Annotated in this window: 26 protein-coding genes; 11 read left to right on the top strand and 15 right to left on the bottom strand. The window is 71.5% G+C overall.

The annotated features are described in order from the left end of the window. Window positions 1–45: 45 nt before the first annotated feature. A complete protein-coding gene (locus QC385_RS17070; RefSeq protein WP_279542187.1) occupies window positions 46–843 on the bottom strand; it encodes a lysophospholipid acyltransferase family protein in 798 nt (265 codons plus the stop codon). Between the two features lie 202 nt (window positions 844–1,045). Between QC385_RS17070 and QC385_RS17065 the strand changes: the two genes are divergently transcribed. Further along, a complete protein-coding gene (locus QC385_RS17065; RefSeq protein WP_086845331.1) occupies window positions 1,046–1,843 on the top strand; it encodes an alpha/beta hydrolase in 798 nt (265 codons plus the stop codon). Further along, the gene (locus QC385_RS17060; RefSeq protein WP_279542186.1) at window positions 1,836–2,462 is read left to right on the top strand and encodes a hypothetical protein; all 627 of its coding nucleotides are present in this window, start codon (window positions 1,836–1,838) and stop codon (window positions 2,460–2,462) included. The genes QC385_RS17065 and QC385_RS17060 overlap by 8 nt, the downstream gene beginning before the upstream one ends. Here QC385_RS17060 and QC385_RS17055 read toward each other — a convergent pair. The 6 genes from QC385_RS17055 to QC385_RS17030 form a co-directional block, all read right to left on the bottom strand. Further along, window positions 2,459–3,205: an endonuclease/exonuclease/phosphatase family protein gene (locus tag QC385_RS17055; RefSeq protein ID WP_279542185.1), complete on the bottom strand. Its 747-nt coding sequence runs from the start codon at window positions 3,203–3,205 to the stop codon at window positions 2,459–2,461. The two genes, QC385_RS17060 and QC385_RS17055, sit on opposite strands and share 4 nt — an antisense overlap. Window positions 3,206–3,338: 133 nt before the next feature. Continuing rightward, entirely contained in the window at window positions 3,339–4,292 is a 954-nt protein-coding gene (locus QC385_RS17050; RefSeq protein ID WP_020272969.1) for an ROK family glucokinase, read from the bottom strand. Window positions 4,293–4,424: 132 nt separating this feature from the next. Continuing rightward, entirely contained in the window at window positions 4,425–4,925 is a 501-nt protein-coding gene (locus tag QC385_RS17045; RefSeq protein ID WP_279542184.1) for a DUF5304 domain-containing protein, read from the bottom strand. A 44-nt stretch (window positions 4,926–4,969) separates the two neighbouring features. Further along, window positions 4,970–6,145: an ArsA family ATPase gene (locus QC385_RS17040; protein WP_279542183.1), complete on the bottom strand. Its 1,176-nt coding sequence runs from the start codon at window positions 6,143–6,145 to the stop codon at window positions 4,970–4,972. A gap of 221 nt (window positions 6,146–6,366) precedes the next feature. Further along, entirely contained in the window at window positions 6,367–6,804 is a 438-nt protein-coding gene (locus QC385_RS17035; RefSeq protein WP_086564878.1) for an SRPBCC family protein, read from the bottom strand. 111 nt (window positions 6,805–6,915) lie between these two features. Then, a complete protein-coding gene (locus QC385_RS17030; RefSeq protein WP_279542182.1) occupies window positions 6,916–7,713 on the bottom strand; it encodes a metallophosphoesterase family protein in 798 nt (265 codons plus the stop codon). A 297-nt stretch (window positions 7,714–8,010) separates the two neighbouring features. On the opposite strand from QC385_RS17030, the gene QC385_RS17025 reads away from it, so the two are divergent. Continuing rightward, complete coding sequence (locus tag QC385_RS17025; protein WP_279542181.1) at window positions 8,011–9,807, top strand: AMP-dependent synthetase/ligase; 1,797 nt, start codon at window positions 8,011–8,013, stop codon at window positions 9,805–9,807. Window positions 9,808–9,820: 13 nt separating this feature from the next. On the opposite strand, the gene QC385_RS17020 is transcribed toward QC385_RS17025, so the two are convergent. Together QC385_RS17020 and QC385_RS17015 are read right to left on the bottom strand one after the other, a co-directional pair. Next, a complete protein-coding gene (locus QC385_RS17020) occupies window positions 9,821–11,407 on the bottom strand; it encodes a GMC oxidoreductase (RefSeq protein ID WP_279542180.1) in 1,587 nt (528 codons plus the stop codon). Between the two features lie 197 nt (window positions 11,408–11,604). After that, on the bottom strand, window positions 11,605–12,747 hold the full coding sequence (locus tag QC385_RS17015) for a glycosyltransferase family 4 protein (RefSeq protein WP_279542179.1): 1,143 nt from the start codon (window positions 12,745–12,747) through the stop codon (window positions 11,605–11,607). A gap of 119 nt (window positions 12,748–12,866) precedes the next feature. Between QC385_RS17015 and QC385_RS17010 the strand changes: the two genes are divergently transcribed. After that, a complete protein-coding gene (locus QC385_RS17010; protein ID WP_279542178.1) occupies window positions 12,867–14,108 on the top strand; it encodes a glycosyltransferase family 87 protein in 1,242 nt (413 codons plus the stop codon). On the opposite strand, the gene QC385_RS17005 is transcribed toward QC385_RS17010, so the two are convergent. Continuing rightward, window positions 14,063–15,391, bottom strand: a complete 1,329-nt coding sequence (locus QC385_RS17005; RefSeq protein ID WP_279542177.1) for an MATE family efflux transporter — start codon at window positions 15,389–15,391, stop codon at window positions 14,063–14,065. The genes QC385_RS17010 and QC385_RS17005 overlap by 46 nt on opposite strands. 104 nt (window positions 15,392–15,495) lie before the next feature. Between QC385_RS17005 and QC385_RS17000 the strand changes: the two genes are divergently transcribed. Next, window positions 15,496–16,026 (top strand): PadR family transcriptional regulator, encoded by a 531-nt coding sequence (locus tag QC385_RS17000; RefSeq protein WP_279542176.1) that lies wholly within the window; start codon window positions 15,496–15,498, stop codon window positions 16,024–16,026. Between the two features lie 38 nt (window positions 16,027–16,064). Here QC385_RS17000 and QC385_RS16995 read toward each other — a convergent pair whose 3' ends face one another. The 5 genes from QC385_RS16995 to QC385_RS16975 form a co-directional block, all read right to left on the bottom strand. After that, a complete protein-coding gene (locus QC385_RS16995) occupies window positions 16,065–17,249 on the bottom strand; it encodes a hypothetical protein (protein ID WP_279542175.1) in 1,185 nt (394 codons plus the stop codon). A 33-nt stretch (window positions 17,250–17,282) separates the two neighbouring features. Then, complete coding sequence (locus QC385_RS16990) at window positions 17,283–18,296, bottom strand: C40 family peptidase (RefSeq protein ID WP_279542174.1); 1,014 nt, start codon at window positions 18,294–18,296, stop codon at window positions 17,283–17,285. 221 nt (window positions 18,297–18,517) lie between these two features. Continuing rightward, window positions 18,518–19,558 (bottom strand): C40 family peptidase, encoded by a 1,041-nt coding sequence (locus QC385_RS16985; RefSeq protein WP_279542173.1) that lies wholly within the window; start codon window positions 19,556–19,558, stop codon window positions 18,518–18,520. Between the two features lie 267 nt (window positions 19,559–19,825). Beyond that, the gene (locus QC385_RS16980; protein WP_279542172.1) at window positions 19,826–21,175 is read right to left on the bottom strand and encodes an NYN domain-containing protein; all 1,350 of its coding nucleotides are present in this window, start codon (window positions 21,173–21,175) and stop codon (window positions 19,826–19,828) included. A 68-nt stretch (window positions 21,176–21,243) separates the two neighbouring features. Further along, entirely contained in the window at window positions 21,244–21,483 is a 240-nt protein-coding gene (locus QC385_RS16975) for a hypothetical protein (protein ID WP_020272953.1), read from the bottom strand. Window positions 21,484–21,642: 159 nt separating this feature from the next. Between QC385_RS16975 and QC385_RS16970 the strand changes: the two genes are divergently transcribed. From QC385_RS16970 to QC385_RS16945, 6 genes are all read left to right on the top strand, one after another. Continuing rightward, window positions 21,643–22,392, top strand: a complete 750-nt coding sequence (locus QC385_RS16970; protein WP_279542171.1) for a rhomboid family intramembrane serine protease — start codon at window positions 21,643–21,645, stop codon at window positions 22,390–22,392. Continuing rightward, a complete protein-coding gene (locus QC385_RS16965) occupies window positions 22,389–22,670 on the top strand; it encodes an Lrp/AsnC family transcriptional regulator (RefSeq protein WP_274815696.1) in 282 nt (93 codons plus the stop codon). Before QC385_RS16970 ends, QC385_RS16965 begins: the two co-directional genes overlap by 4 nt. A gap of 90 nt (window positions 22,671–22,760) precedes the next feature. Then, a complete protein-coding gene (locus QC385_RS16960; protein ID WP_279542170.1) occupies window positions 22,761–23,090 on the top strand; it encodes a small secreted hydrophilic protein in 330 nt (109 codons plus the stop codon). Continuing rightward, window positions 23,023–24,531, top strand: a complete 1,509-nt coding sequence (locus tag QC385_RS16955) for a sensor histidine kinase (RefSeq protein ID WP_279542169.1) — start codon at window positions 23,023–23,025, stop codon at window positions 24,529–24,531. Before QC385_RS16960 ends, QC385_RS16955 begins: the two co-directional genes overlap by 68 nt. Beyond that, window positions 24,528–25,193: a response regulator transcription factor gene (locus tag QC385_RS16950; protein ID WP_279542168.1), complete on the top strand. Its 666-nt coding sequence runs from the start codon at window positions 24,528–24,530 to the stop codon at window positions 25,191–25,193. The genes QC385_RS16955 and QC385_RS16950 overlap by 4 nt, the downstream gene beginning before the upstream one ends. Before the next feature lie 57 nt (window positions 25,194–25,250). Next, window positions 25,251–26,666: an SLC13 family permease gene (locus QC385_RS16945; protein WP_279542167.1), complete on the top strand. Its 1,416-nt coding sequence runs from the start codon at window positions 25,251–25,253 to the stop codon at window positions 26,664–26,666. Window positions 26,667–26,669 lie beyond the last annotated feature (3 nt).

Raw genomic sequence — 26,669 nt, 5'->3', positions numbered from 1 at the left:
ACCCCTGGCTCAAGCCCCCGACCAGGGCTCGGTCCGTCGCCGCCCCTACTTTTCCTGCTCGGACTTTTCCTGCTGGGACTTTTCCCGCTCGGACTTTTCCTTCTCCGCCTGTTCCTTCTCCGCCCGTACGAGCGCGGCCCTGGCCGCCTTCTCGGCTTCCTTCTCCGCCTTCGCCGCCTCCGCGAGCTGCCGCTTCATGGCTGTCGCGTACATGTCGACGTACTCCTGGCCGGAGAGCTTCATGATCTCGTACATGACCTCGTCGGTCACCGCGCGCAGCACGAAGCGGTCGTGCTCCATGCCCTGGTAGCGGCTGAAGTCCAGGGGCTTGCCGATCCGGATGCCGGGGCGCATCAGCTTCGGCATGACCTTCCCGGGCGGCTGGATCTTCTCCGTGTCGATCATGGCGACGGGGATGACGGGCGCACCGGTCGCGAGCGCCACGCGCGCGAGACCGCCCGGCTTGCCGCGGTAGAGCCGTCCGTCGGGCGAGCGCGTTCCCTCCGGGTAGATACCGAACAGCTCGCCGCGCTCCAGCACCTCGATGCCGCTCTTGATGGCGGCCTCACCCGCGCCGCGCGCACCCGAACGGTCCACCGGAAGCTGCCCGACTCCCTTGAAGAAGGCGGCCGTCAGCCGGCCCTTCACCCCGGGCGTGGTGAAGTACTCGGCCTTCGCGATGAACGTGACCTTGCGGTCCAGGACCGCGGGCAGGAAGAACGAGTCCGAGAAGGAGAGGTGGTTGCTCGCCAGGATCGCGGGGCCGTCGGCGGGAACGTTCTCCAGGCCCTCCACCCATGGCCTGAAGGCGACCTTCAGCGGTCCCCCAACAGCGACCTTCATCGCGCCGTACAACAACCGAGTGCCTCCTGTATGTGTCGATCAGACCTTAACCCGGCGCGCTGTCAAAGGCGCCGACGGCCCTGGTCGGTGTCAGTGCCGTCGCGTACGGTGAAGGTCCCGCGAACGCCGTGCGACCCCTGCCATGACGTTCCGTGACATTCCGTGATCGTGTCAGTCCCTTCTCACGACCAGGAGGCCGAAGGTGCCGGTCCTTGCCGGAGCCGAGCCATTTCGCCACGAGGGCGGGGAGATCGCCGTACTCCTCTGCCACGGCTTCACCGGATCACCGCAGTCGCTGCGCCCCTGGGCGGAGCATCTCGCCGCACGCGGCCTGACCGTCTCGCTGCCGCTGCTGCCCGGGCACGGCACGCGCTGGGAGGACCTGCGGATGACCGGCTGGCAGGACTGGTACGCGGAGGTGGACCGCGAGCTGCGTCTGCTGTGCGAGCGCCGCGAGCAGGTGTTCGTGGCCGGTCTGTCCATGGGCGGCGCCCTGGCCCTGCGGCTGGCCGCGAAGCACGGCGACGCCGTCAGCGGTGTCGTGGTCGTCAACCCGGCGAACAAGGTGCACGGCCTGGCCGCGCACGCCCTGCCGGTGGTCCGCCACCTCGTCCCCGCGACGAAGGGCATCGCCAGCGACATCGCCAAGCCGGACAGCAGGGAGCTCGGCTACGACCGGGTGCCGCTGCACGCGGCGCACTCCCTGCGGCAGTTCTTCCGGATCGTCGACGGCGAGTTGCCGCAGGTCACGCAGCCGGTGCTGCTGCTGCGCAGCCCGCAGGACCATGTGGTGCCGCCCGCCGACTCGGCCCGCGTCCTCAGCCGCATCTCGTCGACCGACGTGAAAGAGGTCCTCCTGGAACAGAGCTACCACGTCGCCACGTTGGACCATGACGCGGACCGGATCTTCGCGGAGAGCACCGCGTTCATCGGCCGGCTCGCGTCCGGCCTCGGCAACGAGCCCGGTCTCGGCAAGGAAGGGACGACCGCAGGTGGCTGAGCACGACTCCGACCGCGAGGGCCGCGAGCCGGACGAGAAGGGCGTCCCGTTCGACGAGGAGGCCGCCTGGGCGGCGATCGTCGCCGGGTACGGCGACGAGCCGCCGGACCCGCCGGGCGCCAAGCCGTTCAAGTCGATCGAGGACCTGGCGCTGCTGGAGTCTCCGATCAACGACGACCGGGTGGACACGGCCGGGGACGCCGCCCCCGCGGAGGCCGGGAAGCCCGGCGAGCCGGACGGGCCGGAGCCGAAGGGCACCGGCGACAAGCCTGCCAGGCCTCTGGGCGGCTCGGTCTCCTTCGCACCCGGCGTCGGCCCGCGCGACTACACCGCGCCCGAGCCCACCGAGGACGACTTCGACGAGGACGACGAGGGGCATTTCGTGCCGCCGGAGCCGCCCCCGCTGCCGTCCGCCGACCCCACCGCGAAGTTCGCCTGGCTCGGCGTGCTGGGCGGGCCGGTGCTGCTCCTGCTCGCCGTGCTGCTCGGCTGGGAGATGACCTGGTGGCTGACCACGCTGAGCATCGGCGGGTTCGTCGGCGGGTTCGTGACGCTGGTGATGCGGATGCGGACGGATGACGAGGAGGACGACGACCCGGGGCGGGGCGCGGTCGTCTAGGAAGCCGGCACTCTGAGGGCGGCCAGGACCGGAAGGTGGTCCGTGGCCGCCCTCAGGTCTGTGCCGGTCACTCCGGGGTGCTCCGACGGCACCCCACAGCCCAGTACCTCGATGCCCTTGGTCGCGAAGATCGCGTCGATGCGCTGGTAGGGGTCGGCGGGGGTCCAGGTGTGCTCGCCGCCCCAGGGGGACGCGGCCCGGCAGTCGGTCAGGGGGTCGGCCAGCCGGCGGAAGGCGGGGCCGTCGGGGCGCTCGTTCAGGTCGCCGCCGACGATCGCGTGCTCCACACCCATGCCGGCGAGCCGGTCCAGGAGCATGCCGGCCTGGTCGTAGCGCTCGTCCTTCTGGAGCGACAGGTGGCAGCTCAGGACGCCGAGGCGGGTGCCGGCGAAGCGGACGACCGCCGTGGCGAAGCCGCGGCGGTGCAGGCCGGGGGTGTGGGGCAGGAGGACGTCCTCCGTGCGTTCGACGCCCGCCCGGAGCGAGCTGAGGATCGCCGGGCCTGTGGTGGTGGCGCCCCCGGTGACGACGACCAGGTCGGAGGCGAGGGCGAGGCGGGCGAGTTTCTTGCGCCAGCGGAAGAAGCGGGGGGCTTCCTGGATCAGGACCAGGTCGGGTGCGCAGGCCTTGATGACGCGGGCCAGGGCGTCGGTGTCGTCGCGCATCGACCGGATGTTGTAGCTGAGGACCCTGATGACCGCGGAACCGTCGCGTTCGGTACGGGAGTTGGGGAGCAGGGGCATGTGATCAATTTACGCCCAATGGCTCGGGGCGCGGGGATGGTGCGCGACTGACCGTTCGTTGTGGCTTGTCGCGCCCACGCGGCGGAGCCGCACATCGATCCAGCCCCGCGCCCCTAAAAGCAAAAACAAGGCGTTACATGATCGGGTCGGGTTCCCTCGCCAGGTCCGCCGCTCCCACCAGGCCGGCCTTGTTGCCCAGTTCCGCGGCGCGGACCTCGGCGACCGGGCGCCAGTTGCCGCCGACCAGCCAGCGCTTGTAGGACTTGCGGATCGGGCCCAGGACCAGTTCGCCCTCGTCGGACAGGCCGCCGCCGACGATGAAGGCGGAGGGGTCGAAGAGGGAGGCGAGGTCGGCGAGGCCCGCGCCGACCCAGCGGGCCAGTTCGCGGTAGGAGTCGACGGCCACGCGGTCGCCCTGGCGGGCGGCCATGGAGATGTGCTTGCCCTCGATGCCGTCGGGCGTGCCGTTGCCGAGGCCGAGAAGGATCTCGGCGTTCTCGGGGGTGGCGTTGGCGCGCTGCTTGGCGTACCTCACCAGCGCCCGGCCCGACGCGTACTGCTCCCAGCAGCCCTGTGAGCCGCAGCCGCACAGCAGGCCGTCCGGCACCATGCGGATGTGGCCGAACTCGGCGGCCACGCCGAAGTGCCCGCGGCGCAGCTTGTTGCCGATGATGATGCCGCCGCCGAGGCCGGTGCCCAGCGTGATGCAGATGACGTTGCGGTGGCCCTTGCCGGCGCCGAACTTGTACTCGCCCCACGCCGCGGCGTTCGCGTCGTTCTCGACGACCACCGGGAGGCCCACGCGGGCCTCGACCTTCTCCTTGAGCGGCTCGTTGCGCCAGTGGATGTTGGGCGCGAAGTAGACCTCGGAACGCTGCCGGTTCACGTATCCGGCCGCGCCGATGCCCACGCCGACGATGTCGTGCCCGACGCGTGCGCCTTCCACCGCCGATGCGATGGCGTCCACGATGCCCTCAGGCGTGCCCGGGGTCGGCACCTTGTGGGTCGAGAGGATGTTGCCTTCCTCATCGACCACGCCGGCCGCGATCTTCGTGCCGCCGATGTCGACGCCGATGGTGAGTCCCATGAATCCCTCAGTTTCGGTCGAGCCCCGCTACGGCCAACGGTACCCGAGGCATGCCGTCGGGTTCGCTGTCGTCCGCACGCTGGGCAGGACCGGCGGCGGCACGCCGGTCCCGGTTCGTCCGAGGAGGGGGGCTCAGTCCAGGTCGATGCGCTCCGCGGGGCCGCCGTCGTCGCCCCGGTCATGGCGCTCGTCCAGGTCACGCGGGTCGATCCGGTCGTCGCGGCCGGCCCAGCGGCGTTCCTGGGCCTCGACGGCGGAGCGGTAGGCGGCAAGCAGTTCGTTCCCGGCGGCGGCCAGGTGGTCGAACACGTCCGGGTTGCGTTCGATGACGGGTTCCACGGCGGCCTTGGCCTGCTGGACGACCTGGCGGACGACCTGCTCGGCGGCGGGCCCGGCGACGGCACCGAACAGCGGGGACTGGATCCCCGACAGCTTGTCCGCGACGGTGTCGACGAGCTTCTTCAGTTCCTCGGCCGCGGAGCCCGGGTGCGGGCCGTACTCGGCGCGGCGGCGGTCCTTCTCCGCCTCGAGGTCCTCGGCGCACGCGGTCGCCCAGGCGTCGGGGTCGGTCGACCGCGCCTCGTCCACGGCCTCTTCACGGGCGGCGTCGGACGGGGGGAGCTCTTCGCTCATGACGGACTCCTGACTACGGTTCGTCCCTACGACGTTACCCCCTCTCACCGTGTCCGCGGCCACAGCTTCGGGTCGGGTGCGAAGCGGACGCGCAGCTCGCCCTCGCGCAGGGCGGCCCCGTCGACGGTGCAGCGGCGCAGCGCGGAGGGCAGCGGAACGATTCGGCGGAAAGGCCCCGCCGTGACGACGAGTTCGTCGCCGCGCCGGACGAGGTCCAGCTCCTCCCGTACGGCGCCGGGCAGCGGGATGTGCCAGACGAGCACGCCGTCCTCGCCGAGCCGGTCGGTCACCGGCCACTCGACCGGTGGGACGGGGGCGTCCGGGTCGACGCCTGGCACGGCGAGGCCGGCGAGGTCGTCGGCGCCGACCGGGTCGCGTCCGAGGTGGGCGACGGTCCGGACGTCGTACGACTCCCGCCACTCCTCCAGCGTCTTGCGCTGCTGGGCGACCGGACCGGCCAGCCAGGTGTCCGGGGACGCCTCGGGCAGGACGCGGTTGGCGACCACGACGTCGGTGCGCAGGCCGCGCAGGGCGAGGCCGAGGCCGGCCGCGCGGAGGGCGTCGGCGCCGGCCGGGCCGGGCTCGGCGACCAGTCGTACGACGGTGTCGCGGTCGGCGACGACCGCCTCGGCGGCGGCCAGCTCCAGGTCCCAGCGGGCGGCCGTCTCGTACAGCCACTCGGCGGGCATGGGGACACCGGCGAGCCGGCCCAGTACGGGACGCAGGGCGCGGGCGGCCTGGCGTTCGGGCGGGAGCAGGCGGCGCAGGTAGCGGCGGAGCTCCTCGGGCAGGGCGAGGAGGGCGAGGGCCTGCGGGGTCGGCGGCAGGTCGACGACGAGCAGGTCGTACGACTCCGACAGCGCGGCGTCGCGCAGGGCGCGCAGGAGGGCGAGTTCCTCGGCGCCGGGGAGGCGGGTGAGTTCCTCGGGGTCGAGGCGGGAGGCGCCGAGGAGGTCGAGGGCGGAGGAGGCGCGGTCCTGAAGGGCGGTGAGGTCCCGCCGGAAGTCCTGGGCGGGGTCGGGACGCCAGGCCGTGAGGCGGGGTGCGGCTTCGGCGGGCTCAGGGCCCGTCCTGGTCCCCAGAGCGGCACCGAGGGTGTCGGTGCGGTCGGCGCCGAGGACGAGGGTGCGGGTGCCCTCCGCCGCCGCGGCCAGGGCGGTCGCGGCCGCGAGGGTGGTACGGCCGCTGCCGCCGGGGCCGGTGATCAGGATGGTGCGCATGAGGGTGAACGGTACCCGGCGTTGACGCTCGGGCCGGGTGGGTCCGCAGCCCGGCGGAGCGGGGTGCCGCTGCGCCCACCCGTGCCGCCCTTAGCGGCACGATTGCCCGCAGCTGAGGCACCCCAGGGGCGCGGGGCTGTGCAAACATGCGGCTCCGCCGCGTGGGCGCGACCAGCCACGACGTGCCCGCACGGGGGCTCCTGGAGAAACCCCAGCGGCTGCTAGGCGGACTCGACCCGCTTCTTCAGACCCGCCAGCGCCCGGTCGATGATGACCTTCTCCGCCTTGCGCTTGATCATGCCGAGCATGGGGATCTTGACGTCCACGGTCAGCGCGTAGGTGACCTCCGTGCCTCCCGCCCCCGCCGGCTTCAACAGGTAGGTGCCGTCCAGGGAGCGGAGCATCTGGGACTTCACGAGGGTCCAGGACACCTCGTTCTCGCCGGTCCACGTGTACGCGAGGACCTGGTCGTCCTTGATCGCACCCGCGTCCATGACGAGCCGGACCTGCTCGGCGCGGCCCTGCTCGTCGGTCTTGAGTACCTCGGCCTCCTTCACCTCGCCGGTCCAGTCCGGGTAGCGGGCGAAATCGGAGATGACCGCCATGACGTCGGCCGGGGCCGCCTCGATGGTGATGCTCGAGCTGGTGTGTTCCGCCATCTCCGTGGCTCCTCCAGATGCGGGCCGGTATGAGGTCGTCGTGCGCAAGCGTGTGCAGCGTGAAGGCTACCGCGCACGGGCCCCGCCGATCTCACCCGACCTGGGACGTCCTCACCATTCCAGCGCCCAGGGTGTCCCGGTCCCCGCGAAGTGCCCCACGTTCACACACTCGGTTGCCCCGATCCGCATCCGCCGCACCAGCGGCTGGTGCACATGTCCGAAGAGGGAGTAGCGGGGGCGAGTGCGGCGGATGGCGTCCAGCAGGGCCCGGCTGCCGCGCTCGAAGCGGCGCGCGACGGTGTCGTAGACCAGTTCGGGAACCTCGGGCGGGATGTGCGTGCACAGCACGTCGACCTCGCCGACGGCCTCTATCTTGGCCGCGTACTCCTCGTCGCTGATCTCGTACGGCGTCCGCATCGGCGTGCGCAGGCCGCCGCCGACGAAGCCGAAGACCCAGCCGCCTATCTCGACGCGCTCGCCGTCGAGGACGGTGATGCCGGGGCCGGCGTACTCCTGCCACAGGGGCGGCATGTCGACATTGCCGTAGGTCGCGTACGTCGGAGTGGGGAACGCGGCGAACATCTCGGCGTACTGCTTGCGCACGGCTTTCTCGATCACCGACGCCCGGTCCTCGCCGACGCCGGCCCACAGCCGCGCACCGAACTCCCGCGCCTCCTGGAAGCGGCGGGCGGTGCGCAGCGCGACGATGCGGTCGGCGTTCTCGACGCCGAACAGGTCCGGGAAGATGCCGCGCGAGTGGTCGGCGTAGTCGAGGAAGAGGACGAGGTCGCCCAGGCAGATCAGGGCGTCGGCGCCCTCGCCGGCCCTCGCCAGGTCACGGGCGTTGCCGTGCACGTCGCTGACCACGTGCACGCGCGTCCTGTGGTTTCCGGCTGGTGTGGGTGCCATGGCGATCAAGGGTAGGTCGGGCGCTGCACTTGTGAACAGTGGCGGCCCTACCTGCGGTTACTGGCCAGTCAGTTAGTAAGTGGACTACTGTGCGCGAAGCAATACCCAACTGTGTGACGCAGCGAACATCTCGCCGGGACCCCCTGTCGTAGAAGCCATACCGGCGGGTAACGTCCGGGCAGTCCAGTCGTGCTCTGCATTTCAACAAGTGAATGCCGGAGCACCTGCCCGAGCCTTGGACCGGACCGTCGCATCACACAACGTCGTGGCGCCGGCGCCCTATGAGGAGCAGCAGTCTTGCGCGAGTTCAGCCTTCCGGCTTTGTACGAGGTCCCTGCGGACGGCAATCTGACCGACATCGTCCGCAGAAACGCCGCGCAGCACCCGGACGTCGCCGTCATCGCCCGCAAGATCGGCGGTACCTGGCAGGACGTCACGGCCACCGCCTTCCTCGCCGAGGTACGCACGGCCGCCAAGGGGCTGATCGCCGCCGGTGTCCAGCCGGGCGACCGGGTGGGACTGATGTCCCGCACCCGTTACGAGTGGACGCTGCTGGACTTCGCGATCTGGAGCGCGGGCGCGGTGACCGTGCCGGTGTACGAGACCAGTTCGCCGGAGCAGGTCCAGTGGATCCTCGGTGACTCCGGCGCGACCGCGTGCATCGTGGAGTCGGGCGGTCACACGGCCGCCGTCGAGTCGGTGCGCGACCATCTGCCGGCGCTCAAGCACGTCTGGCAGATCGAGGGCGGTGGCATCGACGAGCTGGGCCGGCTCGGGCAGGACGTCACGGACCGGACGGTCGAGGAGCGCAGCTCGATCGCCAAGGCCGACGACCCGGCGACCATCGTCTACACCTCGGGCACGACCGGCCGCCCCAAGGGCTGTGTCCTCACCCACCGCAGCTTCTTCGCGGAGTGCGGCAACATCGTGGAGCGGCTGCGTCCGCTGTTCCGCACGGGCGAGTGCTCGGTGCTGCTCTTCCTGCCGCTCGCGCACGTCTTCGGGCGCCTCGTACAGATCGCGCCGATGATGGCGCCGATCAAGCTGGGCTGCGTCCCGGACATCAAGAACCTCACCGACGAGCTGGCCGCATTCCGCCCGACCCTGATCCTCGGGGTGCCGCGCGTCTTCGAGAAGGTCTACAACTCGGCGCGCGCCAAGGCCCAGGCCGACGGCAAGGGCAAGATCTTCGACAAGGCCGCCGACACGGCGATCGCCTACAGCAAGGCGCTGGACACCCCCTCCGGCCCGTCCTTCGGCCTGCGGATCAAGCACAAGACGTTCGACAAGCTCGTCTACAGCAAACTCCGGGCGGTCCTCGGCGGCCGGGGCGAGTACGCCATCTCCGGCGGCGCCCCGCTGGGCGAGCGCCTGGGCCACTTCTTCCGCGGCATCGGCTTCACGGTCCTGGAGGGCTACGGCCTGACCGAGTCCTGCGCGGCCACCGCGTTCAACCCCTGGGACCGGCAGAAGATCGGCACGGTCGGCCAGCCGCTGCCCGGCTCGGTGGTCCGGATCGCCGACGACGGCGAGGTGCTGCTGCACGGCGAGCACCTGTTCAAGGAGTACTGGAACAACCCCGGCGCGACCGCGGAGGCGCTGGCCGACGGCTGGTTCCACACCGGTGACATCGGCACCCTCGACGAGGACGGCTACCTCAGGATCACCGGCCGCAAGAAGGAGATCATCGTCACCGCGGGCGGCAAGAACGTCGCCCCGGCCGTGATCGAGGACCGCATCCGGGCGCACGCGCTGGTCGCGGAGTGCATGGTGGTGGGCGACGGGCGGCCGTTCGTGGGCGCGCTGATCACCATCGACGAGGAGTTCCTGGGCCGTTGGTGCGCGGATCACGGCAAGCCGGCGGGTTCCACCGCGGCGTCGCTGTGCGAGGACCCGGACCTGCTGGCCGCGATCCAGGCCGCGGTCGACGACGGCAACGCCGCGGTGTCGAAGGCGGAATCGGTGCGGAAGTTCCGCATTCTGTCCTCCCAGTTCACGGAGGAGTCGGGCCACCTGACCCCCTCGCTGAAGCTGAAGCGGAACGTGGTGGCGAAGGACTACGCGCACGAGGTCGAGGCGATCTACGCCAAGTAGCGCGCGAGCGGAGTCATGGCGCGGTGTCCTCGGCGAGGACCCGCGCCATCGTGCGTTCGGCGAGGGCCGTGATGGTCACGAAGGGGTTGACCCCGATCGACCCGGGCACGAGCGAGCCGTCGGTGACGTACATCCTGGGGTAGCCCTTCACGCGCCCGTAGTCGTCCGTCGCCCGGCCCAGTACGCAGCCGCCCAGCGGGTGGTAGGTGAAGTCGTCGGCGAAGACCTTGCTGCTCGATCCGAACAGGTCGTAGCGGTAGATCGTCGAGTTGGCCGCGTTGATCCGGTCGAACAGCTTCTTGGCCATGGCGACGGAGACCGCGCTGTGGGCGGCCGTCCAGCCGAGCCGTACCCCGCCCGAGCCGGTGTCGTACGTGAAGGACGCCCGCTCCCGGTTCCCGGTGATCGCCAGATAGAGACTCACCCAGTGCTCGAGCCCGGTCGGCAGCGGGGCGATCTCGGCGAACACGGGGTTGGCGGCGTTGGCCCAGTCGTCGATGCCCATGACCGGCATGGTCGACTGGTTCGCGCCGACGGTGTCCCACAAGTGGTTGGCCCGGCCGAGCATCACGTTGCCGTTGGTGCCCCAGCCGGCGCCGACAGCGGGGGCGAGATCGGGCAGGGTGCCCGTCTCCCGGGCGCGCAGCAGCAGTTCGGTGGTGCCGAGACTGCCGCCGCCGAGGAAGAGGTACGTGCAGCCGTACTCCTTGGTCTCGACGACCCGGCCGGTGGAGTCGATGCGGTCGGCGGTCAGGACGTAGGTCCCGTCCGGCGCCCGGCTGATCGCGCGGACCTTCTCCAGGGTGTGGATCGTGACGTGGCCGGTGCCGAGCGCGGCGGCGAGATAGGTCTTGTCGAGGCTGCGCTTGCCGTGGTTGTTGCCGTAGATGACCTCGCCGGCGAGTGCCGACTTCGGGGCGGTGCCGGCCGCCTCGCGCGCCATGTGGCCGAAGTCGTAGACGTTCGGCACGAAGGTGGTGCGCAGTCCGGTCTTCTCCGCGTGCTGCCGGGAGACGCGGGTGAAGCGGTACCACTCCGTCGACTCGAACCAGGCCGGGTCGACGGTGTTCACGCCGAGGGCGGCGCGTGCGCGCGGGAAGTACGTGCCGTACATCTCGTCGGCGTCGACGGTGGGGAACTGCTCGGCGAAGTAGGCCCGGGGCGGTGTGACCGCCATGCCGCCGTTGACGAGCGAGCCGCCGCCGACGCCCCGGCCGACGTACACGGACATCTGCGCGAAGTGCACGCGGTCCAGGACGCCCGGGTAGCGGCCGATGTCCCGGTTGACGACGTCCAGCCAGAGGAAGGTGCCCAGGGGTGCCTCGGTGCGGGTGCGGAACCACATGGAGCGCTGGTCCGGGGTGCGGGTGGAGCAGAAGATCTTGCCGTCCGCTCCGGGGGTGTTCCAGAGGCGGCCCATCTCCAGGACGAGGGTGCGGATGCCGGCCTGGGCGAGGCGGAGGGCGGCTACGGCGCCGCCGTAGCCGGAGCCGATGACTATGGCGGGGGCGGTGTCGACTGCGTCCGGCTGCGCCGCTCGGGCGGAGTCGAGGCCGATGCGGGTGAATCCCAGGGTGGCTGCGGTTTGCAGGGCTGCCATGCCGAGGATCTGACGTCTTGTCAGCTGACGGTGCATCAGGTTTGATGTCATGGGCGCAGCATCGGCGGATTATTTCGTTCCGCCTAGTGGGGTGCCGCGTATTCGTCGTGGGCGGGTGCGGGTGCGTTGTGGTTGATCGCGCCCACGCGGCGGAGCCGCACATCGATACAGCCCCGCGCCCCTGAAGGCCAGCCGCACTACAGCAAGCTTTTGAGGTGCTCCGCGAGCAGGTCCCAGCGCCACTTCTCCTCGACCCATTCCCTGCCGCGCTCGCCCATCCTGCGGCGCAGCTCGGCGTCGCCGAGGAGGGTGATGATGCGGTCGGCTGCCTCCGCCGGCGAGCCGCCGCGGACCACCCAGCCCGTCTCGCCGTCCAGGACCGCGTCCGGGGCGCCGCCCGAGTCGCCGGCGACGACCGGGAGGCCCGTCGCGGAGGCTTCCAGGTAGACGATGCCGAGGCCCTCGACGTCGAGGCCGCCGCGGCGGGTGCGGCAGGGCATGGCGAAGACGTCGCCGGCGCCGTAGTGGGCGGGCAGCTCGGACCAGGGCACCGGGCCCGTGAAGCGGACGGAGGCGGCGACGCCCGTGTCGTGGGCCAGCCTGCGGAGGTCCTTGTCGTAGGGGCCGCCTCCGACGATCAGCAGCACGGCGTCCGGCTCGGCCGCCAGGATCCGGGGCATGGCCCGGATCAGGGTGTCCTGGCCCTTGCGCCGCACCAGCCGGGATACGCACACCACGACCGGACGGTCCGTCAGGCCGAGCCTCGACCGGATCTCGTCGCCGCCCGAGCCGGGGTGGAAGGTCTTCTCGTCGACGCCCGGCGGCAGCTGCGCCATCCGCGCGGCCGCCTGCGGGCTGAGCGCGCCGGCGATCCGGGAGCGCGTGTACTCGCCGAGATAGGTGATCGTGTCCGTGGAGTCGCCGATCCGGCGCAGCAGCTGCCGGGCGGCGGGCAGTTGTGCCCAGCCGGCCTCGTGCCCGTGCGTGGTGGCGACCAGCCGTTCGGCGCCCGCGCTGCGCAGCGCCGGCGCCATCAGGCCGAGGGGGGCCGCCGCCCCGAACCACACCGAGGTGCACCCGTGCTCCCGCAGCAGCCCGACGGCCCGCCGGGTGGCGCCCGGCGTCGGCAGCAGCATGGTCGTACGGTCCCGTACGACGGTGAAGGGCTGCTCGGCGTCGAAGGCGGCGGTCGCCTCCACGCCCTCCCGGCTCCGCTTCCAGGTCGACGCGTAGACGACCAGCCGCTGCGGGTCCAGCCGCAGCGCCATGTTGTGCAGGAACGCCTGGATGCCGCCCGGCCGGGGCGGGAAGTCGTTGGTCACGATCAGGGTCTTGCGCACGTCGCCGACCCTACCGAACGGCCCCTCACGGCCGTACGCGCAGGCAGGTGTGGCACGCTCACAGCTGTCGGGGACATCATGGGCTCCTCGACACGGCAGGCGGACGGGGCAGGGATCAGGTGAGGACGACGGGCGCGAGGCGGTCCCTGGCATGGTTGCTGGTGGCCTGGTGTCTCACGAGGCTGGTGCTGCTGCTGTTCGTGCTGAAGGTGTACGTCTTCCCGGGCCCGGACGTGACGAGCGACGTCTCCGTGATCTACCAGGGCTGGTACGACGTCCTGCGCACCGGAACGTTCCCTCAGGACGACGTCACCTGGCAGTACCCGCCCGCCGCCGCCCTGGCGATCCTCTCCCCCGGCCTGCTGCCCTTCCTGCCCTACGCGACCGCGTTCTTCGTGCTGGTCTGCGTCACCGACCTGGCCGTCCTGGCCCTGCTGGCGTACGCCGGCCGGCGCCCCGGCAGGTCGCTGCGCGGCGCCTGGGTGTGGGTGGCGGGCGTGCCGCTGCTCGGGCCGACGGTCTACGCGCGCTACGACGTGATGGTCACGGCGGTGGCCGTGGCGGCGCTGCTCGCGGGCGCCCGGCACCCCAGGGTGATGGGGGCACTGGCCGCGTTCGGCGCGCTGCTGAAGGTCTGGCCGGCGATGCTCCTCCTGGCCGCCCGCCGGCCCGCATCCTGGGTGTCGGCCCTGGTGACCGGCATCGCGGTGACGGGCGTGTTCACCCTCGTCATGCCGGGGGCGTTCGCCTTCCTGACCTCCCAGCGCGACCGGGGCACCGAGGTGGAGTCGCTCGGCGCGCTGGTCTTCCACGTCGCCCGGCACTTCGGCTGGGAGGGCGAGGTGCGGCTGAACTACGGCTCGATCGAGTTCCTCGGGCCGTACGTGAGCGAGGTGAGCACGGGCGCGCTGTTCCTGACCGGGGCGGCCTTCGGCTGGCTGGTGCTGTGGCGGCTGCTGGCCCGGGACTTCGAGGAGCACACGGTCGCCGACGCGGCCTTCGTGGCGGTGCTGATGTTCACCACCACCAGCCGGGTGATCAGCCCGCAGTACATGGTGTGGCTGGTCGGGCTGGCCGCGGTCTGCCTGTACTTCCCCGGGAGCCGGATGCGGCTGCCGGTCGGGCTCGTCCTGGTGGCGTGCTTCGTGACGGTGCTGGAGTTCCCGCTCTACTTCGCCAGCGTGGTGGCCAGCGACGGCCTCGGGCTGACCCTGCTGTTCCTGCGCAACGGCCTCCTGGTGGCCGCCGCGCTCCTCGCGGCCCGCGCCCTGTGGCGGGCGACGGTGCCGCGCACGGCCCTCGCTGCCGTGCCCGCTCAGCCCACCACCCGCTCCGACGAGACCCCGGTCTCCACCACCTGAGCCGGAGCCCGCCGGAACAGCATGCCCGCCAGCCCGCACTGCACCGCCGTCGCCACCGCCAGCGCGAGGCAGACACCGGGCAGCCCGAGCCCCGTCAGGCCGTACGCGAGCGGCAGCTGGACCGCCGTCCCGAGCACGGTCACGCGCAGCAGCCTCGGGGCGTCCCCGCCGCCCTCGAAGACCCCGCCGAGCGCGATGAGGCAGGCCATCAGCAGCAGGTAGGGCCCGACACAGCGCAGGAAGAGCACGCCCTCGCCCGCGACCTCCGGTCCGGCGCCGAAGGCGGCCATGAGCCACGGGGCGGTGACGGCCAGCAGTACGGCCGCGGCGAGGCCGATGGCTCCGGAGACCAGCACGGCCTGCCGCCCGATCTCCCGTCGCGCGTCCCTCCCCTCGCCCCGCGTGTGCGCGGTGTGGATGGACGCGGCCTGGCGGACGGCGTAGAAGGCCATGGTCGCCACGTACATGACCTTGTAGGCGATCGAGTACGCGGCCACCGCCGTCACTCCGAGCCGCGCCACGATGGCGACCAGGACCAGGGCGCCCGTCTGGCGCACGGTGAAGTCGGCGGACATGGGCAGGCCGGTGGTCAGCGTCCGGCGCAGGGAGGCGGCCAGGGACTCGGCCGGCGCCGCGCCGCGGGTGCTCCGCAGCAGTGCGTTGCGCCGGACGGCGACGAGTCCGGCCCCGAGTGCCACGGACCGGCACAGCACCGTGGAGGCGGCGGCGCCCTGGACGCCGTAGAGGTGGATGAAGAGCGGGTCGAGGGCCAGGATCAGGCCGTTGGACAGCAGGGCGAGTCGCAGCGGGGTCCTGGTGTCGCCGGTGCCCTTGAGGATGCCGTCGACGAGTTGCTGGGCGAAGAAGACGGCCATGCCGGGCATGGAAAGCGCTAAGTACGCGACGGTGAGCGGGAGGGCGGCGCCGTCGGACCCGCCCAGCACCAGCCGGGCCAGTGGTTCGCGGCCGAGCAGACCGCCCGCCACGACCAGGGGCGTCACCAGCGCCCACAGCGCCCAGCCGCCGCGCACGGCCGCCCGTACGGCGGCGGGGTCGCGGGCGCCCCGGGCGTGGGCGACCAGCACGGTCGTGCCGGAGCCGAAGACCAGGGCGACGCCGAGCAGCACGTTCTCCGTGGTGGTCGCCACGGCCACGGCGGCCACGGCCGGTCCGCCCAGCCGGGCGACCCAGACGGTGTTGATGATCCCGGCGGCGACGGACGCCAGGAGCGAGAAGTAGACGGGGCGGGCGAGCTGGAGGAGTTGCTCACGGTGGGCGTTCACGGCGGATGTCCCCCTGGGTCCTGAGAACCTCGATACGAGCTAACTCGATTCGAGGTAGCTCGTTAAGAGGTAGCATGAGGACTCACGCACCCGCAAGGAGGACCATGCTGGAGCTGTCGATCCTGGGCTTCCTGGCCGGGGAGCCGCTGCACGGCTATCAGCTCAAGGAGCGGATCAAGGCGCTGACCGGCCATGTCCGGCCGGTGAGCGACGGCGCGCTCTACCCTGCGATCACCCGCCTGGTCGGGGCGGGCCTGCTCGACCAGCGCACCGAGCCGGGCGCGAGCGCGGCCCCGCGCCGGATCCTCGCCCTCACCGGCAAGGGCCGCGAGGAACTGCTGGAGCGGCTGCGCCACCCGAAGCAGACCGAGATCACCGACCACGTCCGCTTCAACACGGTCCTGGCGTTCCTGCGCCACCTGCCCGACCGGCACGAGCAGGCCGCGGTGCTACGCCGCCGGCTGGACTTCCTCGAGACCCCGTCGAGCTTCTTCTACGAGTCGGGCAAGCCGGTCCGCGCCGAGGAGGCCGACGACCTGTTCCGCCAGGGCATGCTGCGGGTCGCCCGAGCGACGGGCGAGGCGGAACGCAGCTGGCTGCGGGAGGCCATCGCACTGCTGGAGCAGCCGGGTTGAGGCCGGGGGCGTGGCTGTCCGTCCCGGTCACGGCCCGGTCAGCCCAGCTGAACCCGCAGATACTCCCGCCACTCCTCCGAGAAGGCCTCCGGCGTCGTCCCCAGTACCTCGCGCATCGCCTCCTCCACCGCCCCGGCCCGCTTCCGGTGCTCGCCGACGGCCCGGTAGAACTCGCCCAGCCGGGCCTCGCCCCAGCGGTCGGCGATCAGCCGACAGGCCGTCCAGCCGCTCTCGTAGGCCCGGGCCAGACGGCTCGCGTCGCCGGTGAAGCCGAAGTCCTTGTCGGCCGGGAGGGCGGACGGGATCCGGCCCTGGGTCACCGCGCGGGCCAGTTCGGGCGCGGCCTCGCGCGGCGTGCGGCCGGTGGCCCGATAGCCGACCCAGTCGGCATAGCCCTCGGACAACCAGAGCGGGGTGGCGGGGGTGGTGTGGGCGCGGGTGGCGACATGGGTCGTCTCGTGGGTGACCACGACCTGCTCGCCGAACGTGCCCAGGAGCGCGAACGCGTCCGGGTTGACGATGACGCGGTCCGCCGGCGCCTGCGCCCGTGCGCCCGTCTCGCCGGTGGTGACCGCCGCGATCCCGCGATAGGAGGAGGCGGGCGAGCCCAGCAGCCCGGCCATCCCCTCCAGTGACTTGGGTACGAGCAGGACGACGCGCCGGCCCCAGTCCGTGCCCCACGCCTGAGAGACGGCGGGCACCGCACGGTCGGCCAGGTCCGCGAAGCCGCGCAGCGACCGGCCGGACTGCCCGACGCCGAGGACGAGGCTGCGCTCGCCCCGGACGACCTGTACCGCCCCCTGGTCCCACAACTGCTGGGCGGACTTCCTCGCGGGCCGGTCGGCGTCGACGGACCACCGCCCGTCCGCGTCACGGCTGAGCCTCAGGGTGCGGCCGGCGGTCACCGGCGCCCGGTCGTACCCCGCGACGCGGTAGCGCAGTTCGGCGTCGGCGGTGGCCGTGTCGCCGGTGCGGCGCAGGCCGGTCACGCGGTACGCCCAGTCGGCGAGGGGCAGCGCGCGCAGACGGGCGAAATCCGCCGCCGTGCCCGTGCGCGCATAGGCCCGCTCGTCGTGGTCGAGGACCGCGGCGGCCCGCCGGTCGAGGAGCCGCTGGACGTCGGCCGTGGCGCTGTCGACGGCGGGCCTGCCCCCGCACCCGGTCAGGAAGACGAGCAGCAGCACGAGCGCCACCACCGGGGACCCCGACCTTCGACCAGCCACGTTCCCGATCGTACGGGCGCCCGGCCGCGCCGGTCAGACCCTGGTGACCGACGAGACCGGCATCATCCCGACCGGGTCGTAGCGCACGGGTGCGCCGGGGTAGGGCGCGTGGATGACCTGGCCGTTGCCCATGTACATCCCGACATGGCTGGCGTCACCCCGGTACACGACCAGGTCACCGGGCCGCGCCTCGGACAGCGGGACCTGCCGGCCGGCGAACCGCTGGGCCTGCGAGGTGCGCGGCAGGGAGACCCCGGCCTGCGCGTACGACCACTGCATCAGGCCCGAACAGTCGAAGCCGGAGGGTCCGTTGGCGCCCCAGATGTAGGGCTTGCCGAGCGCGCTGCGGGCGGCGGCGACGGCGGCCGCTCCGCGTCCCGAGGCGGCGGTGGCGCCGCCGAGGTCGGGCATGCCGTCGCGGCCGGAGCGGGAGGCCCGGTCGTAGGCGCCGCGCTCGGTGTCCGGAAGGGAGTTGAGCAGCCGCCGGGCGGTGGCGAGCTTCCGTTCGACGGTCTTCTTGTGGGCGGCGACGGCCTTGCGGCTCTTCTCCAGCTCGCGGAGCTTGCCGGCGGTCTCCTCGCGGTCCTGGGCGAGTTCGCGCATGGCCTCCTGGAGCTCCTTCAGCTCGCCGGCCTGGTGGGCCGTGACACGGTCCAGCCGGGACGCCTTGTCGAGGTAGCCGTCCGGGTCGTCGGAGAACAGCAGGGCGAGGGACGGGTCGATGCCGCCCGACCGGTACTGGGCGCCGGCGAGCGAACCGAACGACTCCCGCATGGAGTTGATGCGCTGCTGCTGCCGGGCGATCCGGTCCCGGGCGGTGCGGACCTCGTCGCGCAGTTCGCCGGCGCGCTCGTCGGCCTCGTTGTAGGCCTCGGTCGCCTTCTCGGCCTGCTCGTAGAGGCGGTCCACCTTGGCCTGGGTGTCGTCGTACGGTGCGGCCGCGGCCGTTACCGCGCCCAGGGCGGCGGCCGCGACGGAAAGGAAGGTGACCGCGACACTGGCGCCCCGGTCGAACCCGGACGGTGCAAGGCGGCGATGGGACCCCACGGGAAGCCGCTCTCCTTCCGCTGACGGACTAGGAAACGCGGCAGACAGTAGCCCCGCGACGCGGAGCCGCCAACGACCATCCGTGGGTATGCGGCACGACGCCCCGCCACTGACGCAGGTCACCGGCGGGGCGTGGGCTCAGTCGAAGTCGGCGCGATTCGCCCGAACGGCGGACACGGTGTCCTGATCTTGAAGACGCCGGGGACTCCAAGGGGCTGGGATCAGACGCGGACGCCGAACATGAACGGGCCGCCGATGGTGTCCATCGACTCATAGCGGACGACCGTGCCGGTGCGCGGGGCGTGGATGATCTGCCCGTTGCCGGCGTAGAGGCCGACGTGGTGCAGGTCGTTGAAGAAGAAGACCAGGTCGCCGACCTTGAGCTGGCTGACCGAGTAGATCTTGGTGCCGGCTCCGGTCTGCGCCTCGGAGGTGCGCGGGATCTGCACGCCGGCGGCGGCGTAGGCCCGGGAGGTGAGCCCGGAGCAGTCGTAGGAGCTCATGCCGGTGGCGCCGTAGACGTAGGGCTTGCCGAGCTGGCTCTGGGCGAAGGCGAAGGCGGCGGCGGCCCGGCCCGAGCCGGGCGGGACGTCGGCGGTGAGGGCGTCGCGTGCGCTGTCGCGGCTGGCGCGGTCCTCCTCGGCCTTCATCTGTGCCTTCTCGGCGGCGGTGAGGGTGTTGAGCAGCTTCTGCGCGGAGGCGAGCTTGCTCTGGACTTCCTTCTTCTTCTTGCCGAGTTCGGTGCGGGTGGAGGCGAGGTCCTTGAGCTTCTCGGAGGCCTCGGCGCGCTCCTGGGCGAGTTCGCGCTGCTTGTCCTGGACCTTCTTCAGCGCCTCGACCTGCTGGCTGCTCAACTGGTCGAGCGTGGACGCCTTGTCGAGGTAGTCGTCCGGGTCCGCGGAGAGGAAGAGCTGCACGGAGGGGTCGATGGAGCCGGTCCGGTACTGCGACGCGGCCGCGAGACCCAGGCTGTCGCGCAGCTCGTTGAGCTCCTCCTGGCCGCGGGCGACGTTGTCCTGGATGGTGGAGATCTCCTTCTGGAGCTTCTCCTGCTTCTCCTTGGCCCCGTTGTACTTCTCGGTGGCGTGCTCAGCCTCTTCGTAGAGCTTGTCGACCTTGGCCTTGACCTCGTCCTTGCTCGGCTTCTCACTGGGGGCCGCGCTGGCGGCCTGCGAGCTGAAGGCGACGGCAGCGGCGGCGGCTGTGGTCAACACGGTCACACGTGCGCGGCTCGGCTGCTTGGGACGACGGTGGGACGCCACGGGTGACAAGCTCCTTCTTCGGCCCCTCCGCCGTCGCTCCCAGTGAGCGATCACCCGAGCGGAGGTTCGGGGCCTGACCCTAGTGACCTTCCTGTGATCAGTTCAAATCCTCAGATGAAAATTTCCACCCCAGCGGTCATTCTTTACACAGGACTCACAGGCTGTGCGGTGAACTTGACCGTACGTCGCGTGAAGGTCGCGCCAATTCGGGCATCACGCCCGGAAGTTACACATGGCGCGTACACCCCTTAGACCCTGGAGCGGCCGTTAGCCCCGCGAAAGGCGCTTCAGCAGCATCGCCGAGGCCACGGGACGGGCGCCCGCGCGGGCCACACCGTCGGCGACCTCGCGGTCGGTGGAGGCCACGATGACGGGCCGGCCGGGCGGTTCGGCGCGCACCAGCTGGCGGATCAGCTCGTCGGCGGTGACGCCCGGCTTCGAGAACAGCACCCGCACCCCGCGCGGCGGCGCGAGCAGTACGGGAGCGGCCAGTTCGGCCCCGTCGAAGACGCACGTCACCTCGGCGCCGCTCTGTGCCGCCAGTTGCGAGAGCTGCCCCAGCAGCCTCAGGCGCTGCTTCTCCAGCGGCATCTGCGGATAGCCGGTCTTGGTGACGTTGTAGCCGTCGACGACCAGATGGGCCTGCGGCAGCGCCAGCAACTGGTCCAGGACCTGCGGGTCGTTCTCGGACAGGGCGCGGGCGGCGATGTCCTTGGGGCTCATCCGGCCCGGCTCGACGGCGTCCACGGTCTCGGCGGGCCGCACCGACACCGGCGGCAGGGCCAGCTCGCGCCGGAGCCCCTGGGTGGCGTCCAGCAGGGTGTCCAGCAGCAGCCGTACCCGCATGTCCTCGACGCTGCGGCCCTCGCGCCCCGCCCGGCGCGCCGCCTCCAGGGCGGCCTCGGTCTCGCCCAGCCGGGCCTTGAGCCGCCGGGTCTCGCTCTCGGCGGCGGACACCTGGGCCTGCCCCTCGGCACGGACGGCCTCGATCTCGCCGTGCGCCTTGCGCAGGGCGGCCTCGCCGCGCTTGACGTCGCTGACGGCGGCGCGGAGCTTGCGGTGCAGCGACTCGGCTTCCTTCTTGGCCGATTCCAGCTCCGTGCGCAACCGCTCGGTCTCGGCCTTGGTGTGGTCACGGGCCCGGGCCAGCTCGGCGCGCAGCCGCTCCAGCTCGGCCCGGTTCTCCTCGTCGGCCCGCTCGGCGTCGGCCCGCTGGGCCTCCTCGCCGGCGGCGGTCACGAGCTTCACCCAGCCGAGGGGCCGCAGTACGTAGGCCGCGGCCGCCACGTCGAGCGGATCCGCGGCCGGGGGCGGGGAGCCTGAGTCGAGGGCGCCGGTCAGTTCCGGCTGGGCCTCTCTGAGCTTCTCCCCGATGCGCTGCCGGAACAGCGGGTCGGTCTCCAGCGCCGCGGCCATGGCGTTGCCGGCGAACTTGGCCCGGCGGTTCGGGGCGAACCGGGCGTACTGCCTGAGCTGCGCGGGCAGCTCGCCGACGGTCAGCGAACCGAAGCCGTCGGAGACGATCTGGACGACCCTGCGGCGCACGCCGTCGGGCAGCGGACGGTCGAGCACCTCGGCGGCGCCGTCGCCCGGCCCCCCGCCCGTGGTCTCCACCATCCGTCACACACCCCAATTCTCGCAGGGCCCCCCACTCTCGACTTCGCTCGAGCGGGGGACCCCCATCGTCAGGAGCCGGCACCCGGCCTGTCCACGAGTTCCACCTGGTCCACCGCGTTGCACCAGCGGCAGCGCACCGACTCGATGGTCTCACTGAGCACCTCGCGCTCCTCGACCTTCGGCTCTCCGGCCAGGTCGAGGTGGACGTACTCGACGACCTTCGACGAGCGGGTCACGTCGAACCTCGTGAGATTGCCGCAGAGGGCGCAGCGCCACCGCGTCGAGGCGGTCGGCAGGGGAACCGTCATCGTGGCCTGTTCTCTTTCCTTCTAGTGTCCGTGACGCCACCGGCATCCCCGGTGCGTGTGGCTCGTAACCCTACGGCCTGGCGGGTCCTCGCCGCCCACGCGTCCACGGCGGCGAGGCGGTCTGTGCGGTTGCGTCCGGTTACGTCATGCTCTGTGTTCATGATCCGCAAGTGGAGTGCGTCGATCGTCCGGGCCGGCAGATCGGTCCGGGGGTCGTCGGCGCCGGTGACGTACTCACTGATCGCCCTGTGCTGCGCGGTCTTCCTGGCCGGACCCGGTTCGGGCCTGAATCCGGCGTACGGCACGGGCGACGACCTGCTCGCCGCGCAGCGGGCCTACTTCCGGCGCTGGGGCGTGATCCCCGCAGAACTGTTCGAGGGGTCCGCCGGATCGGCTCTCACCCCCGCGACGGCCCTCTTCGTCCACGGCAGCTGGGTGCACCTGCTCGGCAACATGCTCTTCCTCTACGTCTTCGGAGCGATGACCGAGGAACGGATGGGCCGGGTGCAGTTCACCCTGTTCTACGTCGGCTGCGGCTATCTGGCCCTGCTGGGCTACGCCGCCGTCAACGCGGACTCCGAGCAGTCCCTGGTCGGTGCCTCGGGGGCGATCTCGGCGGTCCTCGGTGCGTTTCTCTACCTGTTCCCGCGGGCCAGGGTGACCAGTCTCCTGCCGTTCCTCTTCTTCCTGCCGGTGCGCTTCCCGGCCTGGATCGTGCTGCCGTTCTGGGCGGCGCTCCAGTGGCTGGCGGCGGGACGGGCCTCCGACGGCCCGGGCGTCGCCTACCTCGCCCACCTGGTCGGTTTCGGCCTCGGCTTCGGCTACGCCTCGGTCCGCTACGGCCGCCCGACCAGCCCTACTAGAGTGAAGGCCCCTGCTCCGGCCCCCGAGGGAGAGAACCAGCCGTGATCACCGCGATCGTCCTCATCAAGACCAGCGTGGACCGGATCCCCGAGATCGCGGAGTCGATCGCCGCGCTGGACAACGTCAGCGAGGTCTTCTCCGTCACCGGCACCTACGACCTCATCGCGATGGTCCGGGTGAAGGAGCACGAGGACCTGGCGGAGGTCATCCCCGGCCGGATCAGCAAGATCCCCGGGGTGGAGGGCACGGACACGCACGTGGCGTTCCGTACGTACTCGCAGCACGACCTGGAGGCGGCGTTCTCGATCGGCCTGGACAACTGAGGACCGCTCCCGGATGAAGAGCTCCCGGATGAAGAGTTCTTCATCCGGCCCTCATCCTTCTCACCGTGTTCCCGGTCGATGATCGGGCACATGGCTTTCACTCGTCGTATGGCGGCCCTGTCCGCCGTCGTTCTGATCCCGCTGGGCATCGCCGCGACCAGTTTCGCGCTCTCGGACCGCCCGGAGTCTCCGAAGGTCCCCTCGAAGGTGGTGCTGGACAGCGACTCACCCACGCCCACGCCCACGCCCACACCCACCCCGACACCCACCACCAAGCCCACACCCGATCCCTCCCCGGACGACGAGGTCGTGCCGCGGCAGCCGGTGACCGACAGCCCCACGATGGATGACGATGACGACGACCACGGTCAGGGCGCCGGAGACGACGGGCCCGACGACGGACGCGACGACGCCAACTGACCCGGCCCGCCGGCGGATCACCGCCCGGGTCCGCATCCTGCTGTGGTTGCTGCTCGTCATGGCGGTGGCGCTGATCGAGGTGACCACGACCACCCGCTCGTTCCTGATGCGGGACGTCGACAGCCGGATCAACCGTCTGCTCACCCAGGAGGCCGACGAGTTCGCCGGCTTCGAGGAGCGGGGCAGGGACCCCGAGACGAACCGTCCGTTCACCACCGCGCCCCGCCTGCTGACGGTCTTCCTCCAGCAGCAGAACCCCGACGCCGCCGAGGAACTGATCGGTCTGGTCCGCGGGCCGGACGGTGACCTGAGCCAGATCCGGCAGCAGGGCGCCATCAGCGCGGGGCTGCCCCTCCACCAGGACGCCGACGCCAGACGCCGCATCTTCGACTCGCCGGAGTCCTCCGGCACCATCCAGCGGCCGCAGGGCGAGATCCGGTGGGCCAAGGTCACGGTGGCACGGGCGGGTGCGGAGCCGGACGCCGCGTTCGTCGTGGCCATCCATCCGGAGCCCGAGCGGCAGCGGGTGAACAAGGTGTTCCGCACCCTGCTGATCATCTCCGGCGTCGCCCTGCTGCTCACCACCGGCATCGCCTGGGTGGTCGCCGGACGCATCCTCAGGCCGGTGCGGCTGGTGCGCACCGCGGCTGCGGAGATCACCGAGCAGGACCTCACCCGCAGGATCCCGGTGCACGGCAACGACGACATAGCGGCTCTCGCGGAGACCTTCAACGGCATGCTCGACCGTCTGGACCGGGCCTTCGCCGCGCAGCGCGAGTTCGTCGACGACGCGGGCCACGAGCTGCGCACCCCGATCACCATCGTGCGGGGTCACCTGGAGGTCATGGGCGACGACCCGGCCGAACGCGAGGAGACGGTCCGGCTGGTCACCGACGAACTCGACCGGATGAGCCGCATCGTCGAGGACTTGCTGGTCCTGGCCAAGACCGAACGTCCCGACTTCGTCGTCCCCGAGCCGGCTCAGGTGGCCGAACTCACCGCCGACGTCTTCGTCAAGGCCCGCACCCTGGGCGAGCGCGACTGGCGGCTGGCCGAGGTCGCCGACGTGGAGGCCGAACTGGACTTCCAGCGGATCACCCAGGCCATGGTGCAACTCGCGCAGAACGCCGTGCAGCACACCACGCCCGGCCAGACCGTCCGCATCGGCTCCCGGACGGCCGGCCCGCACATCGAGCTGTACGTCGCCGACTCGGGCACCGGTGTCCAGCCGCAGGACGCCGAGGTCATCTTCGAACGCTTCCGGCGAGGCACCGCCCGGCGAGGCGCACGCGGCTCCGGCGCCGGACTCGGGCTGGCCATCGTCAAGGCCATCGCCGAAGGGCACCACGGCCACGTCCGGCTGTCCGACACCCCCGGCGGCGGCGCCACCTTCACCCTCGTTCTGCACGCGTCACAGGCACCGGAAGGCGATCACACGTGAACCGCATCCTCATCGTCGAGGACGAGGAGCGCATCGCCTCCTTCGTCGAGAAGGGCCTGCGCTCGAACGGATTCACCACGACCGTCGTCACCGACGGCGACGCCGGCTACGAGTACGCCCTGACCGGCGGCTTCGACCTCGTCGTCCTGGACATCAACCTGCCCGGCCGCGACGGCTTCACGATCCTGCGCGAACTGCGCGAGGCACGGGTGACCACCCCGGTGATCGTGCTGACCGCACGCGACTCCGTACGGGACGCGGTGGCCGGCCTCGAGGGCGGCGCCGACGACTGGATGACCAAGCCGTTCCGCTTCGAGGAACTGCTCGCCCGGGTCCGCCTCAGGCTGCGTACGGCGGCCCGGGCGCCGGAGGTGACCGTGCTCAGAGCCGGTTCGCTGAGCCTGGACCTGCGCACCCGGCGCGCCAGGTCCGGGGAGCGGACCGTCGACCTGACGGCCCGTGAGTTCGTCCTGCTGGAGCTGTTCCTGCGGCATCCCGGGCAGGTGCTGTCCCGCGAGCAGATCCTCTCCCACGTGTGGGGCTACGACTTCGACCCCGGTTCCAACATCGTGGACGTCTATGTCCGCACACTGCGCAAGAAGCTCGGCGCGGAGCGGGTGGAGACCGTGCGCGGGATGGGGTACCGGCTTCCCACCGGGTGAAGTTCCTTTCATGTTCGGCTCATCGACGGCTCACGGCCCGGATGAACCCTCGATGACGTGACATGGAACCTACGAGCTCTCACTGCCCTGTGCGTGGCACTGTCGCTGTGCGCCCTGCTGGCCGTCCCGGGGAACTTCCCGGGACTCGGCGGTGACGCCCGCTTCACCCTCGCCGTGTTCGTCCTGGCGACCTGTGCGTGGATCGGAACGTCGATAGACGACACGTACATCGCGCTGGGCGCCGCACTGGCGCTGACGGTGACCGGCGTGATCAGCAACAACACCCTGTTCGGCACTCTCGGCGACGACACCGTGTGGCTGCTGATCTGCGCGTTCGTCCTGGCGGCGGCGGTGTCGCGGACCGGGCTCGCGGGCCGTGCGGCGGTCTTCCTCGTCAGCGGAGCCCGCACCGTGCGCCAGCTCGTGCACCTGACGACGGCGGCCCTGGTCGTCACGGCCTTCGCGGTGCCGGCCACCTCCGGCCGGGCCGCGCTGGCGCTGCCGGTGTTCCTGGCCCTCGCCAAGGTCCTGGCCGACCGCAAGCGACTGGTCGTGATGCTGGCGCTGCTGTTTCCGACCGTGATCCTTCTGTCGGCAGTAGCGACTCTGATCGGTGCCGGCGCGCATCTGATCACCGTGTCAGTCCTGTTCGAAGCGACCGGGCAGCACATCGGCTTCACGGAGTGGCTGCTGCTGGGCCTTCCGCTGGCCGTGGTGTCGTCCCACCTGGCCGCCGAGCTGGTGCTGCTGACGATGACGCGGCGCGAGGACCGGCGCGGGCCCGTCCACATCACCGCCCAGCAGATCCAGGAGCACAGCGAACAGGCGGTCACCGGCCCATGGACGCAGGCCGAGAAGCGTTGCGCCCTCCTGCTCGCCACGGTCGTGCTGCTGTGGTGCAGCGAGCCGCTGCACCACCTGCCGCCCGCGATCGTGGCACTGATCGGCGCGGTGGTGGCCGCCTCGCCCGCACTCGGCACCGTACGCCTGAAGGACGCGCTGAAGACCGTCCCCTGGTCGCTGCTGTTGTTCATGGCGGCGACGATGGCGATGGGCGTCGCGCTCGCCGACTCGGGAGCGGCGAAGTGGCTGGTCTCCGGCCTGCCGACGAACGAGCCCCCGATGGTGTTCCTGGCGATAGTGATCGTCATCAGCACGGCCGCCCACCTGGTCCTCCAGTCCCGCTCCGCCCGCTCCTCCGTCCTGGTCCCGCTCGTCGTGGCCGCCTCCGTCGGCGTCGGCGTCAACCCGGTCGCCGCCGCGCTCGCCTCCACCGCCGCGGCCGGCTTCTGCCACACCCTGCCCGCCTCCGCCAAGCCGGTCACGCTGTTCGCGCAGCTTCCCGGCACCCCCACCTACACCCCGCGCGATCTACTGCGGCTGTCCGCCTTCCTGGCCCCGCTGACCGCCGCGCTCGTCCTGCTCTTCGCCGTCGCGGTCTGGCCGCTGCTCGGCGTCTCCGTCACCCGCTAAGGA

It is taken from the genome of Streptomyces sp. DH10, assembly GCF_029813805.1.
Lineage (GTDB): Bacteria > Actinomycetota > Actinomycetes > Streptomycetales > Streptomycetaceae > Streptomyces > Streptomyces coeruleofuscus.
Note: the sequence above shows the minus strand (reverse complement) of the source record. Positions and strands in the feature narration are given on the sequence as shown.

Bases quoted from the DNA above. Each gene is read 5' to 3' on its own strand.
- QC385_RS17070 (WP_279542187.1), bottom strand. From the start codon at position 843: ATGAAGGTCGCTGTTGGGGGACCGCTGAAGGTCGCCTTCAGGCCATGG.
- QC385_RS17055 (WP_279542185.1), bottom strand. From the start codon at position 3,205: ATGCCCCTGCTCCCCAACTCCCGTACCGAACGCGACGGTTCCGCGGTC.
- QC385_RS17050 (WP_020272969.1), bottom strand. From the start codon at position 4,292: ATGGGACTCACCATCGGCGTCGACATCGGCGGCACGAAGATCGCGGCC.
- QC385_RS17045 (WP_279542184.1), bottom strand. From the start codon at position 4,925: ATGAGCGAAGAGCTCCCCCCGTCCGACGCCGCCCGTGAAGAGGCCGTG.
- QC385_RS17040 (WP_279542183.1), bottom strand. From the start codon at position 6,145: ATGCGCACCATCCTGATCACCGGCCCCGGCGGCAGCGGCCGTACCACC.
- QC385_RS17035 (WP_086564878.1), bottom strand. From the start codon at position 6,804: ATGGCGGAACACACCAGCTCGAGCATCACCATCGAGGCGGCCCCGGCC.
- QC385_RS17030 (WP_279542182.1), bottom strand. From the start codon at position 7,713: ATGGCACCCACACCAGCCGGAAACCACAGGACGCGCGTGCACGTGGTC.
- QC385_RS17020 (WP_279542180.1), bottom strand. From the start codon at position 11,407: ATGGCAGCCCTGCAAACCGCAGCCACCCTGGGATTCACCCGCATCGGC.
- QC385_RS17000 (WP_279542176.1), top strand. From the start codon at position 15,496: ATGCTGGAGCTGTCGATCCTGGGCTTCCTGGCCGGGGAGCCGCTGCAC.
- QC385_RS16980 (WP_279542172.1), bottom strand. From the start codon at position 21,175: ATGGTGGAGACCACGGGCGGGGGGCCGGGCGACGGCGCCGCCGAGGTG.
- QC385_RS16975 (WP_020272953.1), bottom strand. From the start codon at position 21,483: ATGACGGTTCCCCTGCCGACCGCCTCGACGCGGTGGCGCTGCGCCCTC.
- QC385_RS16970 (WP_279542171.1), top strand. From the start codon at position 21,643: ATGATCCGCAAGTGGAGTGCGTCGATCGTCCGGGCCGGCAGATCGGTC.
- QC385_RS16960 (WP_279542170.1), top strand. From the start codon at position 22,761: ATGGCTTTCACTCGTCGTATGGCGGCCCTGTCCGCCGTCGTTCTGATC.
- QC385_RS16955 (WP_279542169.1), top strand. From the start codon at position 23,023: ATGACGACGACCACGGTCAGGGCGCCGGAGACGACGGGCCCGACGACG.